Annotated in this window: 13 protein-coding genes and 1 tRNA gene; 10 read left to right on the top strand and 4 right to left on the bottom strand. The window is 60.8% G+C overall.

Going from position 1 to position 18,054, the window contains the following annotated elements; genetic code table 11:
• Positions 1 to 236: 236 nt before the first annotated feature.
• The gene (locus CLV45_RS09595) at positions 237 to 2,669 is read left to right on the top strand and encodes a hypothetical protein (RefSeq protein ID WP_100336136.1); all 2,433 of its coding nucleotides are present in this window, start codon (positions 237 to 239) and stop codon (positions 2,667 to 2,669) included.
• A 167-nt stretch (positions 2,670 to 2,836) separates the two neighbouring features.
• Here CLV45_RS09595 and CLV45_RS09590 read toward each other — a convergent pair whose 3' ends face one another.
• The 3 genes from CLV45_RS09590 to pdxH form a co-directional block, all read right to left on the bottom strand.
• Positions 2,837 to 3,436: a Maf family nucleotide pyrophosphatase gene (locus CLV45_RS09590; protein ID WP_100337003.1), complete on the bottom strand. Its 600-nt coding sequence runs from the start codon at positions 3,434 to 3,436 to the stop codon at positions 2,837 to 2,839.
• Complete coding sequence (locus tag CLV45_RS09585; RefSeq protein WP_100336135.1) at positions 3,393 to 4,724, bottom strand: DUF1015 domain-containing protein; 1,332 nt, start codon at positions 4,722 to 4,724, stop codon at positions 3,393 to 3,395. The genes CLV45_RS09590 and CLV45_RS09585 overlap by 44 nt, the downstream gene beginning before the upstream one ends.
• Before the next feature lie 138 nt (positions 4,725 to 4,862).
• A complete protein-coding gene (gene pdxH / locus CLV45_RS09580; RefSeq protein ID WP_100336134.1) occupies positions 4,863 to 5,513 on the bottom strand; it encodes a pyridoxamine 5'-phosphate oxidase in 651 nt (216 codons plus the stop codon).
• Between the two features lie 410 nt (positions 5,514 to 5,923).
• On the opposite strand from pdxH, the gene CLV45_RS09575 reads away from it, so the two are divergent.
• The 5 genes from CLV45_RS09575 (at position 5,924) to CLV45_RS09545 (ending at position 11,473) form a co-directional block, all read left to right on the top strand.
• Positions 5,924 to 6,490, top strand: a complete 567-nt coding sequence (locus CLV45_RS09575) for a YqgE/AlgH family protein (protein ID WP_100336133.1) — start codon at positions 5,924 to 5,926, stop codon at positions 6,488 to 6,490.
• A 64-nt stretch (positions 6,491 to 6,554) separates the two neighbouring features.
• The gene (locus CLV45_RS09570; RefSeq protein ID WP_100336132.1) at positions 6,555 to 9,008 is read left to right on the top strand and encodes a DUF349 domain-containing protein; all 2,454 of its coding nucleotides are present in this window, start codon (positions 6,555 to 6,557) and stop codon (positions 9,006 to 9,008) included.
• Between the two features lie 42 nt (positions 9,009 to 9,050).
• Positions 9,051 to 9,123: transfer RNA gene (locus CLV45_RS09565), tRNA-Thr, on the top strand.
• Positions 9,124 to 9,388: 265 nt separating this feature from the next.
• Entirely contained in the window at positions 9,389 to 9,700 is a 312-nt protein-coding gene (locus CLV45_RS09560) for a hypothetical protein (RefSeq protein ID WP_100336131.1), read from the top strand.
• Between the two features lie 1,362 nt (positions 9,701 to 11,062).
• Positions 11,063 to 11,473, top strand: a complete 411-nt coding sequence (locus CLV45_RS09545; protein ID WP_100336128.1) for a hypothetical protein — start codon at positions 11,063 to 11,065, stop codon at positions 11,471 to 11,473.
• A 369-nt stretch (positions 11,474 to 11,842) separates the two neighbouring features.
• Here CLV45_RS09545 and CLV45_RS09540 read toward each other — a convergent pair whose 3' ends face one another.
• Entirely contained in the window at positions 11,843 to 12,271 is a 429-nt protein-coding gene (locus CLV45_RS09540; RefSeq protein WP_100336127.1) for a DoxX family protein, read from the bottom strand.
• Positions 12,272 to 13,355: 1,084 nt separating this feature from the next.
• On the opposite strand from CLV45_RS09540, the gene CLV45_RS09535 reads away from it, so the two are divergent.
• The 4 genes from CLV45_RS09535 (at position 13,356) to CLV45_RS09520 (ending at position 18,050) form a co-directional block, all read left to right on the top strand.
• Positions 13,356 to 13,607, top strand: a complete 252-nt coding sequence (locus CLV45_RS09535; protein WP_100336126.1) for a hypothetical protein — start codon at positions 13,356 to 13,358, stop codon at positions 13,605 to 13,607.
• A gap of 441 nt (positions 13,608 to 14,048) precedes the next feature.
• A complete protein-coding gene (locus CLV45_RS09530) occupies positions 14,049 to 15,383 on the top strand; it encodes an SWIM zinc finger family protein (RefSeq protein ID WP_100336125.1) in 1,335 nt (444 codons plus the stop codon).
• On the top strand, positions 15,380 to 16,915 hold the full coding sequence (locus tag CLV45_RS09525) for a DUF5691 domain-containing protein (protein WP_100336124.1): 1,536 nt from the start codon (positions 15,380 to 15,382) through the stop codon (positions 16,913 to 16,915). The genes CLV45_RS09530 and CLV45_RS09525 overlap by 4 nt, the downstream gene beginning before the upstream one ends.
• Before the next feature lie 37 nt (positions 16,916 to 16,952).
• Positions 16,953 to 18,050, top strand: coding sequence for an ATP-binding protein (locus tag CLV45_RS09520; RefSeq protein ID WP_100336123.1), 1,098 nt, complete (start codon positions 16,953 to 16,955; stop codon positions 18,048 to 18,050).
• The last annotated feature ends 4 nt before the right edge of the window (positions 18,051 to 18,054 follow it).

Here is an 18,054-nt window from a genome sequence, read left to right as displayed (position 1 = left end):
TGCCGGCACGGGTGGGCTCTCATTTTAACTGCTGGCTGTCATCGGCACCAAGCTACCCGCGGGCGGGGATAAGAAAAGTGTGGATGGGCATGGGCCGATGGGGCAGGTAGAAACACTCGATTTAGCAACTGGGGTGTTTCTACGCTGAAAAAATGAGAGGGGAAGCGGGAAGTTTGTCTCAGCATCTCGCGAATCTGCTACCCGTCGATTATTCCACTCCTCACTTTTGATTACCCATGGAAGACCAGTTAATTACCCAATCGGAACAGCTGACCGAAGAAACCGAGCTGCTCACGGCCGTAACCGAGCGCAACGCGCAGCCCATGCCTGCCGCCGGCAAAACCAGGGCCGCCGGACCTGTCAAACCAGCGGCCACGCCCAACGAGCCGCAAGGCCATGAGCTGGAGCTGGAGGCGTTAGCCGATGCTCCTCCGGCCCAGATGTCCATTGTAGACCAGCTCTACGCAAAATTTGTGGACGTTTTTGGTAACTCCAACGCTAAGCAGCTGTTTTCCCTGGTCTGGCCCGGCACTACGCTTGATGCCAACAGCTACGCCGGGGCCCTGGCCTACGGTCCGCTGCCGCCCAGCCTCGAAATTGCCCAATCCACGCTGTTCGACCAGTATTACCCCGTGGCCACCATCACCCAGCCCGATGGTACCCGGGTTTCGGACCGCTACCAGCAAACCATTGAGCACTACGGCCCTGTGCCCAACGGCGACTTACTCACGCTGCAGGAGATGATCCGGCAGCGGCTGGAGCAGTCAACCACGGCCACCATCGACGGCAAGACGGTGACCATGAGCCTGCTCGATAAGTTCGAGCTGCTGCACGGCACCTGGACGGCCAAGCGCGAAGCCTGGAGCAAGCTCAAAACCATTGAACTCAGCCGCCTCAAAGCTGGCGGCGACGCCACTTGGTGGGACGACTACATCACGTGGTACGAAAACAACGCGGCGGCCTACATCGACGACATCAACGCCAGCTACAACCGCATGATTGCCGAGTTTCCGCTGAACGCCTTCGAAGATGCCATTGCCATCCTGGACACCCACGATGCGGCGGCGTTGCTGCGGGCCAAGGAAGACATCCGCAACGCCCCGCTGCCCGTGCCGGCCCAAATCGGCAGCCAGTTTTTGCCCGCCGCGGCCATTCCCAAGGACTGGGGCAACACGCTGGTGCCCTCTACCAAGTTTACGGACCTGCTCTCGGCCCCCGACGCCCAGCAGCGTTACCTGGATATGTGCACCCAGCAGCTGCACAACCAAATAGCGGCCTGGAATGCCGTTCTGGCCCAGATGCCCAACGTCAGCAAGCAGGAAATGGCCGATGCCCTGGCCGAATTCGACCAGGCTTCGGAAGTCTATCGGGCCAGCAGCAGCAAACTGATTACTAACTACACGGCGGCGTCCTTGCTGGCCGTGAAAATCTTTCTGCAGAACAAGAAGGGCAGCAAGGACGCCGTGAAGCCGGAGGTGGTAGCCGAAACCAATGCCCTGGCGAAGGACATGAACCCGAATGCCAAACAACTAACGGATGTCGAGTGGAAGGCAGCGGCCAAAGACATCAAGGATAACATGGACCAGCTTAATGCCGATACCGGCAGCATGGTAGCCGCCGGCAGCACCCTGGGCGCCAAAGCCACGGCATTCCTGCAAACCAAAGTGGCGGAGGGCCTGCGCGAAATCATTGCTCCCGTGCTGGCTCAGCTCAACTCCCAGCTGACGATTCTGCAGCAGCAGATTGCCAACCTGGAATCGTCGGCGTACCGGGCCTATCAGCTCCGCACCGCGCCGCCCGTAAATCCGAACGACAAGAACCCGACGTCGCCGGACTTCCCGAGCACCACTGATTCGGAGCTGAACCGCCGCTGGACGGAAATAACCATGCAGGTCGATACGTCGGCCATGGCTACCGCCTCGACAACCAGCACCTCGTTTTCGCAGTCCAACTGGCAGGTCGACCTGTTCTTTGGTAGTGCCGGAGGCTCCAGCCGCAGCGCGTCGGAAAGCTTTGCCAGCGACTATCTGGCCCAGTCATCCAGTATTCAGATCGGAATGCTGGCCACCAAGGTGCTGATTGAGCGGCCCTGGATGCACCCGGAAATATTCAACCTGTCGAAGAAATACTTCCGGGTAATTGATACGCCGCTGACCACGCCGGCCGCCCCGCCGCAGGAAGGCTGGGTCCGCTCGGCTCTGGTAGCGGATAACCTCGGGGGCGGAGTACCCCCCGGCCAGGCTGCCAAAAACTGCGCTAAAATCAATGATGGCCTGTTTCCGGCCTACCCGGTGGCCCTGCTGCTGGTAAAGGACGTGACCATCAAAATCAAGTGCGCCACCGACAAAACCCAGGCCCTGCAAAGCCACTCGGAAAGCAACTCCAGTCAGGGCGGCGGCTTCCTGTGCTTCAGCACCTCCCGGGAGCAGTCCTCGAGTGCCACTTCCAAGTCGGCCAGCAGCTACTCCATGGCCGGCGACTACGTGTTCCGCATTCCGGCGCCCCAGGTGGCCGGGGTATGGCTGCAAATTACGCCCGACGATAAGTCGAGCGTCCTTAAGCCCGATGAGGCCGCGCGCATCGCTAAGATGTTGGGCTTTGCTAGCAAGCTGAAGGGCGCCATCGCCGCGGGCATACTGACGGAGCCTTACCCGAAACCGCAGGTTTAGCGGCAGATGTGCCGGGCCGAATACAGACTTGGCTCTAAGCTGCTAATCGCCCCAACTTCCACAGCTACCCAGTATTTGTCGCAGCGTCGCGGCAGGTACTGGGTAGCTGCATAAACCGGCTGGGCATCTAGCTCAGGTAGGTAAAGCAGGGAATAAAATAAGTCGCTCTAACTCAACCGGGCCAGCCCCAGCTTTTCCAGCTCCGTCCATACCCGGTGCACGGGCAGGCCCATCACGTTGAAGTAGGAGCCTTCGAGCTTGGTGACGGCCACCATGCCAATCCAGTCCTGGGCGCCGTAGGCCCCGGCTTTGTCCAGAGGCTGGTACTGACGCACGTAGAACTCGATTTCGGCCGGCGTCAAGCTCCGGAAATACACGCGGGTCTGGTCCGAAAACACGACGCGGTGGCCGGTGCCGGTGAGCAAGCACACGCCGGTGTACACGTCGTGGGTGCGGCCCTGCAGGCGGGTGAGCATGGCTATGGCCTCGGCTTCGTCGGCGGGCTTGTTGAGCACGTCGTCGTCGAGGCACACGATGGTGTCGGCGGTGAGCACTACTTCGTCGGGGGCCAGGCCGGCGCGGTAGGCCTCGGCTTTGTGGGCGGCCAGATACTCGGCCACTTCGGCCCGGCGCAGCGTAGGCGGGAAGCTTTCATCGACTTCCTGCAACCGGACTTCGTAGTGCAGGCCCAGGTCGGTAAGCAGCTGGCGGCGGCGCGGGGAGTTAGAGGCCAGAATCAGGCGCAAAGTGGGGAGCGTAGAAGCCATTGTCGTGTTCGTCGTCGCGAATAGAAGTAAAGAGGAAGCCGCCGATGGTTTTGGGGTAGAAAAACGTGGATTTGGGCGGCATCACGGCCCCCGAGTGACACACCCGCTCGACTTCTTCCATCGTCACCTCATTCACGATGAGGGCGGCGCGGGCCTCCTGCCGGTCCACGCGGCTCAGGCACTCGGAAAAGGTGCGCACGTAGGCCACGCCGGGCCAGCTGCGCTGGGCGTCGGGCCCGATGATGCCGAGGGCTTTTTCGAGTACGAAGTAGTGCAGCACCGTCAAGTCCAGGTTTTTGACTTCGGGCGTAGTGTCCCAGTCCAGCTGGGCGTGCACCTCAGGGCGCAGGCGCAGCTTGAAGGATTGCCCACCCAGGTAGAGCCCAAAGGCCCAGGGCTTGCCGGCAATCCGCTCGGGCAAATCGTAGGCGTCGTCCAGGGGCAGTTGGGTGAAGTAGGGCTCCAGGCGGGCCAGGAACTCGGCGTCGGAAAGGCCCCCGGGCAGCTCCAGCAGCAGGCGGTGGGTGGGCAGGATGCGCAGGTCGTCGGCCGCCGCGTTGGTGAGGTACATCAAATGGTAGTTCCAGGGCTCCCGGCCGGTGTGCCCGGGCTCGGCCAGCAGGCGGGCCTGGCGGTAGGCCAACGAGCCCTCGTAGCGGTGGTGCCCGTCGGCCAGAATCACTTCGCGCCGACTGAGTACCTGCTGAAACCGCCGAATCACCTGCGCGTCCTGAATGACGGCCAGCACGTCGCGGGCGCCCTGGTAGTCCTCCTCGGTCTGGTAGAGCGGGTCCTGCATGGCCTCGTCGAGGTAGCGCTCCAGCTCGAAGTCGTCGTCGCGGTAGAGGCCGTGGGTGGCGCTGGTCTGAAACTGGGTGCGGGCCAGCAGCTCGGCCCGGTCGTTGACGGCGGCGGGCAGGGTGTTTTCGTGGCGCAGCACCACGTTTTCACTCCAGTCGTAGGCCCGGATGTGGCACATAAAGCCCTTGCGGCAGTACTCGCGCGAGGAGCCCGGCAGCCGGAAATATTGGTAGTACACGTAGATGCCCGGCAGCTCGTCCTGGCGCAGCACGCCCGCGTTTTGCCACTCCGTCAGCCGCGCCAGGGCCGCCCCGGCCGGGTCCTCGCCCCGGGGCACCGATAAGTGGATACTGTTGAGCTCGTTGCGGTACAGCGCCTCGCGCTGCTTCTGCGACACCACATCGAACAGCGGTGAAACGTAGTCGTCGATGTGCGCACTCAGCTCAGCGTTATAGCGCCAGCCGCGCACGGGTTGAATTTCAGCCAAACTGTGAATGGGTGAAGTTGTGGATGGGTGAAGTTGTGAAATGGTGAACTAGTGAACGGGTGAGTTTGACGTTCTGACCGCGCACATGGCGCATCTGGAATGGCAAACTCACTAGTTCCCCAGTTCAGCATTTCACCATCAAGGAGCCAGGCGGGTGCGGGTCCAGGCTGCGCCTTGGCGCTCGTACACGATTCGGTCGTGGAGGCGGGAGGGGCGGCCCTGCCAGAACTCAATGCGGTGGGGCCGCACGATGTAGCCGCCCCAGTGCGGGGGGCGGGGCAGCGGGTCCTGGCCCGCGAAGCGCTCCTCAACCTGCTTTTCCTGGGCTTCCAGCGCTTCCCGACTGCCAATCTGCTGGCTTTGGGGCGAGGCCCAGGCCCCGATCTGGCTGCCGCGGGGCCGGCTCTGGAAGTAAGTGTCCGACATACTATCGGGCGCTTTTTCCACCCGGCCTTCCACCCGCACCTGCCGCTCCAGGCCGGGCCAGAAGAAGGTCAGCGCGGCCAGGGGCTGCCCGGCCAGATCGTGGCCCTTGCGGCTGTCGTAGTTAGTATAAAACAGAAAGCCCGCGTCATCGGGCAGGCCCTTGAGCAACACCACCCGGGCCGAGGGCTGACCCTGGCCGTTCACGGTGGAGACGGTCATGGCCGTGGGCTCGTCGAGGTGGGCGCTTAGGGCTTCGTCGAGCCACTGCCGGAACTGCCGCACGGCATCGGGCTGCACATCGGCTTCCGAGAGGGTGCGCTGGGCGTAGGTCTGGCGCAGGTCGGCAAGTTGTTGGTCGGTCATAGAAGAAGGGTTGGCGGCCGGTCCGGGAAGGCCCCGGCGCCGGCCGGGCGAAGGTCGGAAGTTCAACGCAAAAAAGAACGGTTGGCTGGGCGGGAGCCAGATCAAGCGGTTTGCTGTGCCTCGCGGTAACGGGTTTCGGCGGAACTACTCCGTTGCGGACTAGCTTTTTACCGGAAAAAAGTTTCCTTTACACCGGTTCATCCGCCGAAAACCTGCCGGCTTCCCAAACCCGCAGCCGCCCGGAAAGTTACTAGTGGGGGCGGCCAGCCCCGGCCAAGCGTGGTCCGGGTTTGTCGTACTTCAGGCTTGCCTCTTGGAACTTGCGCCGGAGCAGAAGCCTTTCTCAAAAGCGGCTGCGCCCGCGCCAACTTCGTATTGTACGTCTCGTTCCATCCCAAGCACTTCTTCCGATGCCTCGTCCCCGTCCCGGCAGTATGCTCATTTCCCAGCCTTTCCTAGGTGATCCTAACTTCGAGCGGACGGTGGTGCTGATGTGCCACTACTCGGAGGAAGAAGGCTCCTACGGCCTGGTGCTCAACCGGCCCTCCAACCTGCTGCTCGGCGACGTGCTTGAGCTGCCCGGCGGCGACGCCTCGCCCGCGGCCAAGCTGCCGCTGGGGCTGGGCGGCCCCGTGTACCCCGACACGCTCCACTACCTGCACCGTCGCCCCGACGTGCCCAACGCCATCAGCCTGGGGCAGGACGTGTACTGGGGCGGCGACTTTCAGGTGGTGCTCGGCCTGCTGCTGAGCGGGGAGCTAGCCGCCGACGATATCCGCCTCTACGCGGGTTATTCGGGCTGGACGGCCGGCCAACTGGAGGAGGAAGTGAAGGAAAATGTTTGGATTGTCCACCCCAATGCTGCCGGGAAAGTATTTACTTTGGACAATGATGCCTTCTGGCAAGCCATTTTGCGGGAAAAAGGCGGCCGCTACCGGGTGCTGTCCAACTACCCCCTCGACCCCCGCCTAAACTAGCTTTTGCTTTCTTCGCTGCCGGGCCACCCACTCTTTCCTACGCCGGGCCATTTTCCTCTGACCTATGTTACCTGAAAACGAAAACACCGCCCCCAACCACTCCGACGACAATTCGGAGTCGCCGATGAGCATCCTGGAGCGCCGTCTGGCCGAAATCCAGGCCAAGCAGAACCCGGCCGATGAAGCTGCTACGCCGCCTGCTCAGGCTGCTGCTGCCCCCAACGAGCCGGCTCCCGCCGCCCCGGCGCCCGTAGCCTCCACCACGACCAACGAAATTACCGAGCGCCCCGCCCAGGGTACCCCGCCCGTAGCCGAAGCGCCCGGCGCCGGCACGGCCGAGCCCGCCGCGGCCGTTACTGAAGCCTCCGCCGACTCGGCTGCCACCCTGCGTGCCGGTGAGGCATCTGAGTCGCTGACCCGCGCCGAAAGCCACTACGGCCAGGAAAACCCCGGTGTGCAGTCGGCCGAAGCGGCAACTCAGGCTCCCTCGGCCGCTGGCGCCTCGCCCGAGGCAACCACCGCCGAAGCCACTACCCTGACCGACACGGCACTCGTAACTGCGGAGGCCCCGGCCAGTGCCGACGCTAGCCCCGCCCAGCCCGACGCCGTGCACGAGCCCATTGTAGCCCTGCACACGGCCGCCGACATCGAAACGGCCGACGCGCCCGTTGCCGCCCTGCCAACTTCTAACAACGAATCGGCCGCCGACGCGGCGCAGGCCGCCGAAGCCGCCGATGCAACTCAAGGCGCGGGCACGGAGGAAGAGGAAGAGTACGTACCCGAAATTCCGGTACCCGACTTCTCCACCCTGGATCTGCCGGCCCAGGCCGCCCACCTGCTCACGCTGCTGCGCCGCCCCGACGCCCGCCAGAACCGCAAGCAGATCTTCGACCTCTACCGCCAGTACGAAACCAGCATCAACGCCGACCGCACCGCGGCCCGGCAGCGCTTCACTGAAGGCGGGGGCGAGGCCGACGACTTTGCCTATCCCGGCCCCGAAGGCCACGCCGAGCTGACCCGCGCCCTGCAGGAGTTCCGCGACAGCCGCGCCAAGGACGCCCGCGCCGAGGATGAGCAGCGCGCTAAAAATCTGGCTCACAAGCAGTATCTGCTCTCCCAACTGCGGCAGCTGGTGGAGTCGGCCGAAACCAAGGACAGCTCGGTGCGCATCAAAGCCTTGCAGAACGACTGGAAAGCCACTGGTGCCGTGCCCCAGAAGGATGCCCAGGAAATCTGGAACAGCTACCACGCCCTGCTCGATATTTATTACAACAACCGCGGTCTGTTCTTCGAAATGAAGGAGCTGGACCGCCGCCGCAACCTCGAAGCCAAGGAAGCACTGATTCAGCGCGCCGAGGCCCTGGCCCAGCAGCCCAGCATCAATAAGGCCCTGCAGGAGCTGCGCCAGCTGCACGAGGAGTGGAAGCACGTGGGCCCCGTGGCCAACGAGCAGCGCGACGCCATCTGGAACCGCTTCCTGCAGGCTTCGGAGAAAGTGCACGACCGCAAGAAGGAGTTCCTGAACGTGCGCTCGACCCAGGAAAATGCCAACCTGACCCGTAAAACGGCCTTGCTGGAGCAGATCAAGCCCTTCGCCGAGTTCCAGACCGAGCGGGTAAACGAGTGGCGGGCCAAAACCGATGAGCTGCAGAAGCTCAAGGAAGAATGGGATGCCGCCGGCCTCGTGCCCCGCGACAAAGCCGAGCAGCTCAACAAGCAGTTCTGGTCGGCCTACAAAGGCTTCTTCCAGCGCAAAAATCAATTCTTCAAGTCGCTCGACGAGGAAAAGAACGCCAACCTGCAGCGCAAGCTCGACCTGTGCAACCAGGCCGAAGCCGCTCTGCAAAACCCGAATTGGGAGGAAGGCCGCGAAATCGTGATTCGCCTGCAGAAGGAGTGGAAGCTCATCGGCCGGGTGCCGGAAAAGCAGTCGGATAAAGTCTGGAACCGCTTCCGCACCGCCTGTGATGCCTTCTTCGAGCGCAAAAACGAGGAAGCCAAACAGCGTGTGCAGCAAGCCCAGCAGGTGTCGCAGGAGCAGGCCACCCACCTCGACCGGGTGGCGGAAGCCGTAACGGCACTGTCGGTGGATGCGCCGGGCACGCTGGAAGGTTTCCGCCAGCACGTGGAAGAGTGGCGCAACTTTGATGGCGCCTCGGGCGGCCCCCGCGGCTCAGCCGAACGCGCTGAGGAAAAATTCCAGTCGTTGATGGGCAAATATCTGGACCATGTGCCGGGCCTGTCCTACGCTGAGCGCGCCGATCTGCTGTTTCAGCTGCAAGTGGAACGCCTCAAGTCTAGCCCCGATTCCCAGCAGGCCCTCTACCGCAAGGAGCAGGCTTTGCGCCGCGAGATCAACGAGCTGGAAAACGACATTGCGACGTTACAAACTAACCTTGAGTTCTTTGCGCGTTCCAAAAATGCTAGCCAGCTGCGCGAAGAGTACCAGGGCCGGATTGATGAAGCCAAAGGCCGGATCGACGGCCTGAAAAAACAATTGAAAATTATTCGCTCCTAGTTTGGGAATTTGGTGCGAAGCGCTAGTTTTGCACCACAATTCGCCTCCATAGCTCAGCTGGTAGAGCAACTGACTTGTAATCAGTAGGTCGCTGGTTCGATCCCGGCTGGGGGCTCATTGCCCTGGAAACCCCTTGTAAACCGAGTGTTTGCAAGGGGTTTTTTGTTGGTGTGCTCCTTTGTCCCGGCGCCAGGCATCTGTGAATCCCAGCCCGGACAAATGTTGTCAATGTAATATAATACGCAGGAGCCTTGGACAGCAACACAGGCCTGGAGGGGTCTATAGCATGTCACAATTCGAGCAAGAGTGACCTTGTTGCCTGGGTGGAAAGCAGATAGGTTTGCCACATCCAATCACCATTCTTTTTTCCTATCAACGCTATGAAAATCTTGTTCCGTACCCTGTCCCTGACGTTGCTGCTGGCTTTCGGCAGCGCCGCTTCCGCCCCTGTATCCCGGGCTGCCTCCGTGCTGGTCTTACGTTCGGGCGTCATCGATACCCAAGTAAAAATCGCCGTTCGTAAGTACGCCTCCGTCAACAGCCTGGGTACATTGACCTACGTGTATGACAGCGAAACCGACTTCCGCGTGTACAGCGGCTCGACGCTGATCGAATACGGCTACGCCGATTTTGATGGTTTTGAGTACACCGTCTACATCGGCGGGGTCGATTACACGCACTACCCCAACTAACCCTTTCTCTTTCCACAACCATTCGTCAAAGCCCTGATTCACCAGATCGGGGCTTTTTCGTGCCTAGTCTGCTCTGCTTTTTGCTGCCTTGGTTGTCCAACCACGTTACTCAAGCTCGCCGGCCTCAAATTCGACTGGGTTGAGGACGATTTCAATGAAGGCATTGAGAGTGAGATTACTACCTGCGTCGAGGTCATGCGGATCTACCGTCATGAGCCGCTGGGGCTCAAGGAGGGCAGCATCGAGTACGTGCAGCGCAAGATCCGCCGGCAACTGCGCAATGTCCACGTGCAGAAAATGAGCAAATAGCGGAAGCAAACGGCAAAGCCCATCTTGCGGTTGGGGGCTCATTACCCTGAAACCCCTTGTAAACCGAGTGCTTGCAAGGGGGGGTGGTGTGCCCCTTTGTTACTACTACTGCGTCTGTTTGTGTCCGGGGCGCTATTACCTTTCGACGAAAGGTGCTCAATTTTTTTGTAGTCGTTTTGGCAGTAGCGGCCCGTAGCGGCATGCTAGCGACTTGCTGGCGGCCGAGGCTTCTGCTATATCGGTAAGTCATCTAGCCTGACGTACACCGCGTAGCCTTCTAGCCATTCCGAGTTCGTGCAGGTTCGGATGCTCAGTCTCTTGTGTTTGGTTAGGTCGCAGTAGACCTCCGTGAAAAAGGAGCCAACATGGTAAAGGTATACGCGGTCCTGCTCTTGCCAGCGGGCGGCAAGGAAAGTGCCCTCAGCCCAGAGCACTTTGAGCTGTTCTTCAATTGGGAGGGCGCGGAAAGTATAGTGCGAGAAAGGCATGACGGGGGCACGGGTAGAATAGCTGCTAAAAAAGTCGCTTCTGTGGCGTACTTGAGCGAGCTATATAGACTCACTGCGTGATGTGAACATGATAAGAGGCCCATCTGAATTCTTTAGCGGCCCGTAGGCATGGCCGCTTCCAGAGGTTGTCGCAACTTCCTTCTCCCACTTGGCCCGGTGCCTGCTTCTGATATTCTCGTAGTCGGAGCACGACCCTCTTGAAGCAGAGTTACTGCGGAGTCTGTTTCAACGACGTCTATACACCAGCTGAAGAGCGTTCATCGAATAGGTATGGAGGCTGCTTTGCTCTATTGTATTGCAGCAGAAAATTTACAGCAAGCATAAAGCACTAGCACCAGCGCCTATGATCAAGGCTAATGGTATACTTTACCAGGCTACGCAAACCCTGCCAGAAAGGAGTATTGTAGAATCCAACGTGGCTGCCAAAGTCACGTTTGTGCAAGCAGTTGATAGTTAGTATTCAAGAGCGCAGAAATTCGCCCCAACTCAACTAAGTCAAACAAGTCACTATCAGATAGCACTCGTGTTTCTCGTCAAAAAGAGTATGAAAATCTTAAATAAGTGGTTGGCTATTTTTGTCTTGTGTACCGCTTTTTGTGTATTATTTATAGCAGTCCTGATTAGAAAAAAAGAATCCTTACAGGTAGAAAAAGCCCAAAAGTCAGTTCTGGTAGCCGTGCTACGTGCGAAAGAGTCACAAATTGGCAGAAGACGTTCTTATTATCTGTACTTTTCTTATCAAGGAAAAGAGAATTCGGCAACGATTGACAAAGAGTTTTTTACAAAGGCAAAGTCACTTCAGTCAGTAAAATTGCTTCATGACCCGGAATACCCTGACTTATTTCTTCAGCCTGGGCGCAGCGAGAAAGGGCAAATATTGTCATCATACATACTAATTACCTCGAGCGTATTTGGTATGATTTACAGTATCATAAAGCTCATAAAAGAAGGTTGAAAGCTGCTCGGTAAGAATACTGAAATTGATTTTGAACTGAATGAGCGGCAATAAGTTACGGTTCTAAACTGATGATGAGTAAATCCTGGTTGGCCCTTGTAAGTGCAGGTGTAGTGGGGAGTTGTCGTGGCTCAGCCGGTGGCTGATCTGCTCAACCATGTTGCCCAACGCCAGCAAGCCTGGGGTCAGGTCAGCGTATCTATCGGTCCCTCGTGCAGACCTAATACAGGCTGGTAAACATGCAAAAAGCCCCTTGGCCGGGGCTTTTGTTTTCTCAGGTCAAATGGTCGGTGACGTTATTTACTCCGCGGCTCGTTTTTCTGGGGACAATGGGCAAAACCCAAAGCCCTCTCATGGACGGGATTTTTATTAGGAAACGGATACTGCCTCTGCTGAGGTGTATTCTGGTAGTGTAGTAGTGGACTTGTCGCGGCGCTCGTACTGGCGCCACAGCGCGTGCAGGCCGAGCAGGGCCACCAGCATCACCACGGGCGGCAGCACCATCCCAACGCCGCCACCGCTCAGGGCCCAGGACAACGCAGCTCCGATGAAGCTAATAGCAAACCCGGCGTAGGCCCATTCCTTGACCGTGCGAAAGAAGGGCTGTAGCAGGGCTACGCTCCCCAGGATCTTGGCCGTGCCCAAAATGGTCATCAGGTACACGGGGTAGCCCAGCTGATGCATGGCCGCTTGACCGTCCGCTACCTGCAGAATGCCGGCTACGCCGTCCATGAGCATCAGCATGGTGAACAGGCCGGTCAGGGCCCAGTACAGGCGGGTAAGAGTGCGTGGTTTCATGGTCGAATGGGGTAGTGGTTACGTGACGGAGTAAAGGTATCCACCACCCGTTCGAAACACGGGGTGTACCTGCGCCCTTTTTAGGGGCAATTGCGACAGATGCTTACCCGGTCAGACCGTTGACGTATAGAAATTCTGTATATTCCTACGGGTCAAGTCATTAACCTTCTCGTCATGCCAGTACTGCTGCGCTCCGCCTTGGTTGTGCTCGTCTTTCTAGCAGGAGGCAGCGAGAGGTGCTATGAGAAAGTCCCGGCGGCCGACGTGGCGAAACTCACCGGCACCTTAGCCATCGGGGCTTCCTGTGGTAAGGCCGACCAGCCGGACTTTATGCTGCGCCGGGCGCAGTAGGGGTATGGTGTAGATATAAGTATTTATAAATTAAGGCTTCACATTTTGACAGGAGTGGTTTTGGGCTACCTGCTTATTACCCTGAAAATACCTTGCATGCATTCAGTTAAGAAAGACGACTCTTTTTTAACCGAAGCCGACAGCGCCGGTCTGATTCCTAAGTAGAAGTTAAACTCTCTTGCCATAAACAGCACGAACAGCAGAACCCCAGCGTTCCGGCAAACTTTGGATTTGCTGCCGCTGATTTTTGGAGTTGTAGCCCTTGGGCGGCCTTGCTGTGGCTGCGGCCCTGACTTGCCACCAATAGGCAGTTGTGTAGTCGGTTTAGGCCGCATAAGACGGCAATCATCCGGGGCAGGGGTACTGATTACGTGAGTGCTGCGCAACGGTAACAGCAATACTTAAGCAATAAAAAGCGACTCGAAAATGGCTCGTTTGCAACAGGCTACAAATAGGCTTCGCTTAACTAATCGCCGTAGGGCCTAATTACGAAATCAGTACTTGGCCGTGCAATTTCCAAGGCAGGAAAGCAGATAAGGCTGTTGCTCGTTCACAGCTGGTAGGGCCGAAGGTCGACAGGGGTACCTAAAATCATACGGAGCTGAAGAGAAAAAATATGCCGCGTTAAAAATATTTATTTAAATAAGTGAAAACGAAAATGAATATGTTACGTTTGCGGCAGAGTCAAGCATGCATTGGCTTTTCCCTTCCATCCACTTAAATAAACTTCAGCATGGCCCTAGATTTCAGCCAATTCGAAGAGGTGCTCAAAGTTGCGAAAAGCAGCGAGGTCGTAAAAAAGGATTTGCGCAAGGCGCTCCGCGGTGTTTCGGCCGCTATTAATGCGCTAAATCAGGCCGTAGCCGACATGGAAACCGTACTAGCCGACGATTATCAGCCCGCTCCTAAGGTGCGCAAGCCCCGTACCACCAACCCGAATGGAGCCAAGCGCGGCCGTAAGCCCAAAGCTGCTTCTGCTGAGTAGTAATTTCCCGGAAATTTTATTTTCCGATTAAATACAAAAAAAAGGAGCCTGCTTGTAGGCTCCTTTTTTTGTGTGGTAGCCGGGCGTCATCTACCGGTACTACAGGTAATAAGCCAGGTTGTAAATGAACTATTGCCCGGGCTGCCGGCCTAAATTAGAAAACTGAAGAAATAGGAGGGGCAAGCGGGGGAGTTACAAATCGACGCTTTTATTCTGGCAGAATTTACGCGCAATTATTCCGCCTGTATGCAAGGAGTTAACGCCCGCGTCGCTGGTATCTGAATTATCTGCCTCCGTACGTAGAGGAATTTGCAGTGGGGCAGCGAAGGTGCCCGCAGCTGGCCGGGGCGCAGGGCTGTCCAGCGTGGTGGTTTGCGCCCGAACCGCTATTTTGCCGGCGCAGTGCAGTTATACGAAGAAAAACGAATACACGAGAAGTAAGTGGTCTGGACGGAAGAGCAGGTGCGGGCCTTGGTACCCGATGCCGGGACGCTGAAACGGGGACTGGAATTGGCCCGCCCGGCTCCCTGGCAGAACCTGGGCACTACCAGCCGGGCCGTTTGGGGGGAATGCGCCGGCAGCGGGGCCCGGCCCTATCAAACGGCCGTCGACCTGGGGGAGCCGGCCTTTAAGTGCTCCTGCCCGAGCCGGGTGTTTCCCTGCAAGCACGGCGTGGGTCTGTTGCTGCTGCTGGCCCGGGAGCCCCAGCGGTTTGGCCCCCTGCCCGAGCCCGAGTGGCTAACCGAATGGCTGAGTAAGCGCCAAACCCGGCAAACCCCCGCTAAGGCCGAAAACGTGGCTCCACCGGTCGACGAAACCGACAATGCGGCCCGGCAGAAGCGGGAAAGCCAGCGGCTGGAGCGGATGCAGCTCGGAGCGCAGGAGCTGGAGCGGTGGCTTACTGATATAGTTAGCCAGGGCCTGGCCCAGCTTGACCGCGCCCCAGCCAGTTTCTGGGAGCAGCAGGCTGCCCGCCTCGTGGATGCCCAACTGCCCGGCCTGGCGGCCACGGTGCGGGAGGTGGCCGGCCTGCGCTACACGGGGCCGCAGTGGCCCGAGCGGCTACTCGGGCGCCTCGGGGAGCTGTATCTGCTAACCCAGGCTTTCGGGCGCCTTGACCAGCTGCCGGCTTCGCGCCGCGCCGACGTGCTGCAGCTCGTTGGGGTAAACGTGAAAAAAGAAGACGTGCTTGGCCGCCAGCCCGCCGTGGCCGATACCTGGCTGGTGGTGGGCCTGGTGACCACCGAGGAGGAACGTCTGCTCGTGCGCCGCGCCTGGCTCTGGGGCATAAGCACCGGGCGCTACGCCCTCGTGCTGGAATACTCCTTCGGTGGACAGGCTTTCGCCACCCCGCTGCTGCCCTTTGGCACGTACCGTGGCGGGCTGGCCTTTTACCCCGGCACGCTGCCGCTGCGCGCAGCGGCAGCGGCCGATTGGGAATACTGCGGCCTGCGCGGCGACATCCTGCCGCCCGGCCTTGCGCCCGCAGAGCTGCTCGACGGCTACGCCCGCGCGCTGGGGCAGCAGCCCTGGCTGCGCCAATGGCCCGCCACGGTGGCCGGCGTGGTGCCCGTGCTGCTGCCCAACGGCGACCTGCAGCTGCTGCACCCGGCCAGCGGACAAGCCCTGCCCCTGCACCCGGACAGCCAACTGGGCTGGGGGCTGCTGGCGGCCAGCGGCGGGTATCCCATTACCGTGTTTGGTGAGTGGGACGGCCAGGTCCTACTTCCCATTAGTTTTACCAGCGCTGCGGCGCCCGTATCGGCCGGCATATGAATATTTCCTCCGACTGGCAACAGCTGCTGCGCGTAGCCCTGCTGGGTACCCACCAAAGCGGGGAAGCAGTGCCCATGCCGCCGGGTGAGTTCCCGGCAGCGGCCTCGCGCGAGGCGCAGGTGCTGCTGAGCGCCGGCGCGCTGGCCCTCGTGCGCAAGGCGGGCTTGGTGCCGGCGGCGGCCACGCAGGCGCCAGCCCCAGCCGGCCCCGAAGCCTGGCCACCGCTGGGCCCGACCGGCGCACAGTGCCTGCAGCAGATGCTCGATAACCGGCGTTTCAGCTTTTTTGGCGGCAGCTACCTGCCGCGGGTGGTGGCCCGGCAGCGGCGCATTCCACACTATCTGCTGCCAGCGGTGTTTGAGCACGACATGCTGCGCATCGACCTGACGGAGGCTGGGGCGGCGGCCGGAGCTCGGGGACAGTGGCTGGCCGCCCTCAACCCGGCCTGGCAAGGCATGCTGGCTCCCGAATTTTCCGACCCCTCTGATTGGGAAACGGCCAACCTGCATCGGCGGCGGCACTTGGTGCGCTGGCTGCACCGCACCCAGCCCGCGCAGCTACGCCAGCTCCTGGCCACGGCCTTGCCCACCGAAGCCGCCGCCGACCAGGCGACCCTGCTGCACGAGCTGCGCCAGTCGGTGACGGCCGCCGACGTGCCACTGCTAGAGCCCTACCTCCGCTCGGGCAGTAAAGAAGTGCGGCAGACCGCCGCTGCCCTGCTGGCTCGGGTGCCCGACTCACCCTTACTCACCCGCCTCTGGGCCCTGGCCGCCCCGCTGCTCCTACTGGCTCCCGCTGCCGCAGGTGGGCTGCAGGTGTACCTGCCCGAGGCCTGGCACAAGGACTGGCAGCTGGCTGGCATCGAGGCCAAAGACAAGCGCTTCGAGGGCGGTGAACGGGCGGGCTGGCTGGGGCAGATGCTGGCGTTGCTGCCACCCGGCCGCTGGTCGGCGCACTGGCAGCTGGCCCCGGCCGAGCTGCTGCGCCGGACTGCCGACAGTGAATGGGCCCAGCTGCTGCGCACGGCCTGGGCGCAGGCGGCACACCTGCATCGGGATGCGGAATGGGCGCAGGCCCTGCTGACGGAGCACGCCGGGCAGGCTTTTCTGGCGCCCAAGCAGGCCAAGGAACTGCTGAACGTGCTGCCGCTCGCCCAGAAAAACGACTTTCTGCGGGAGCTGCTGCCGCCCCGGAGCGCCATCACGCCGGCGGCCCTGCAAACCCTGCAGCTGGCTGCGTGGGAGTACTGGCCGCGGGAGCTAACGGAGTCCGTGCTGGAATTGGCTGCCGCCGCGCACACTACCCCCGGCTTGCCGGGCCAAGTACCCTGGCCCCAGCTGCAGCAAATGCTCTACAACCTGCAGGCCTACGCCGACGAGGCCGACTTCGCCCGCTGCGCCGCGCTGCTCACCCCGCTTACGGAAGTGCCCGGCCCGCTCAGCGGCGAAATTCAGGAAACCCTGGCGGCGCTGGACTTTCGCCGGCAGCTGACCCTGTCGCTGGACGAGCCACCCGGCTCCGACGAACCGTAGCCACCTTTCTTTACTTCCGCCTTCAACTTTCCCGTCTATGTCTGCTACCCCCGCCCCCGATATTCTGCGCCCTCACGCCGAGGTGCAATACGCCGAAGAGCTAGCCGCCCTGGTGGCCGCCGACGACCGGCCCAAGCCGCCCAACTGGTGCCTTTCGCCCTGGGCCGTGGTAACCTACCTGCTGGGCGGCACCCTGGACAACGGCTTCGAGATTGAGCCCAAGTACATCGGGCAGCGGCGGCTGATGGAAATTGCCGTAGCCACCCTGGCCACCGACCGGGCCCTGCTGCTGCTGGGCGTGCCGGGCACGGCCAAAAGCTGGGTGAGTGAGCACCTGACGGCCGCCATTAGCGGGCATTCCAACCTGCTGATTCAGGGCACGGCCGGTACCTCGGAAGACGCCATCCGCTACTCCTGGAACTACGCCCGCCTCATTGCCGAAGGGCCCTCGGCCGCCGCCCTGGTGCCCTCGCCGCTGCTCAAGGGAATGCAGGAAGGCAGCCTGGTGCGCATTGAGGAGCTGACCCGCATTCCGGCCGACGTGCAGGACACGCTTATCACGGTGCTGTCGGAAAAGGTGCTGCCGGTGCCCGAGCTGGCCACCGAGGTGCAGGCCACGCGCGGCTTCAACGTCATTGCCACCGCCAACGACCGGGACAAGGGCGTGAACGAGCTCAGCAGCGCCCTGCGCCGCCGCTTCAACACCGTGGTGCTGCCCTTACCGACCTCCGTGGCCGAGGAAGTGCAGATTGTGCAGAGCCGGGTCGAGAAAACCGGCCGGGCCCTGCAGCTGCCGCCCACCACGGCCGGCCTCGAGCAGATCAGCCGCCTGGTGACCATCTTCCGGGAGCTGCGCTCGGGCGTGACCGAGAACGGCAAAACCAAGCTCAAAAGCCCCAGTGGCACGCTCAGCACCGGCGAGGCTATTTCGGTGCTCAACAGCGGCCTGGCCCTGGCCGCCTACTTCGGCGACGGTACCCTGCAGACCGCCGACCTGGCCGCTGGCCTTACCGGCGCCGTGGTTAAAGACTCGGTGCAGGACCGCGTGGTGTGGCTCGAATACCTGGAAACCGTGGTCAAGGAGCGGGACGGGTGGAAGGATTTGTACCGCGCCTGCCGGGAAGTGGTGGAGTAATGAG

Origin of the sequence: Hymenobacter chitinivorans DSM 11115 (assembly GCF_002797555.1) — a bacterium.
In the GTDB taxonomy this organism is placed as follows: Bacteria; Bacteroidota; Bacteroidia; order Cytophagales; family Hymenobacteraceae; genus Hymenobacter; species Hymenobacter chitinivorans.
Note: the sequence above shows the minus strand (reverse complement) of the source record. Positions and strands in the feature narration are given on the sequence as shown.

Bases quoted from the DNA above. Each gene is read 5' to 3' on its own strand.
- CLV45_RS09595 (WP_100336136.1), top strand. From the start codon at position 237: ATGGAAGACCAGTTAATTACCCAATCGGAACAGCTGACCGAAGAAACC.
- CLV45_RS09590 (WP_100337003.1), bottom strand. From the start codon at position 3,436: ATGGCTTCTACGCTCCCCACTTTGCGCCTGATTCTGGCCTCTAACTCC.
- pdxH (WP_100336134.1), bottom strand. From the start codon at position 5,513: ATGACCGACCAACAACTTGCCGACCTGCGCCAGACCTACGCCCAGCGC.
- CLV45_RS09575 (WP_100336133.1), top strand. From the start codon at position 5,924: ATGCCTCGTCCCCGTCCCGGCAGTATGCTCATTTCCCAGCCTTTCCTA.
- CLV45_RS09570 (WP_100336132.1), top strand. From the start codon at position 6,555: ATGTTACCTGAAAACGAAAACACCGCCCCCAACCACTCCGACGACAAT.
- CLV45_RS09560 (WP_100336131.1), top strand. From the start codon at position 9,389: ATGAAAATCTTGTTCCGTACCCTGTCCCTGACGTTGCTGCTGGCTTTC.
- CLV45_RS09545 (WP_100336128.1), top strand. From the start codon at position 11,063: ATGAAAATCTTAAATAAGTGGTTGGCTATTTTTGTCTTGTGTACCGCT.
- CLV45_RS09540 (WP_100336127.1), bottom strand. From the start codon at position 12,271: ATGAAACCACGCACTCTTACCCGCCTGTACTGGGCCCTGACCGGCCTG.
- CLV45_RS09535 (WP_100336126.1), top strand. From the start codon at position 13,356: ATGGCCCTAGATTTCAGCCAATTCGAAGAGGTGCTCAAAGTTGCGAAA.
- CLV45_RS09525 (WP_100336124.1), top strand. From the start codon at position 15,380: ATGAATATTTCCTCCGACTGGCAACAGCTGCTGCGCGTAGCCCTGCTG.
- CLV45_RS09520 (WP_100336123.1), top strand. From the start codon at position 16,953: ATGTCTGCTACCCCCGCCCCCGATATTCTGCGCCCTCACGCCGAGGTG.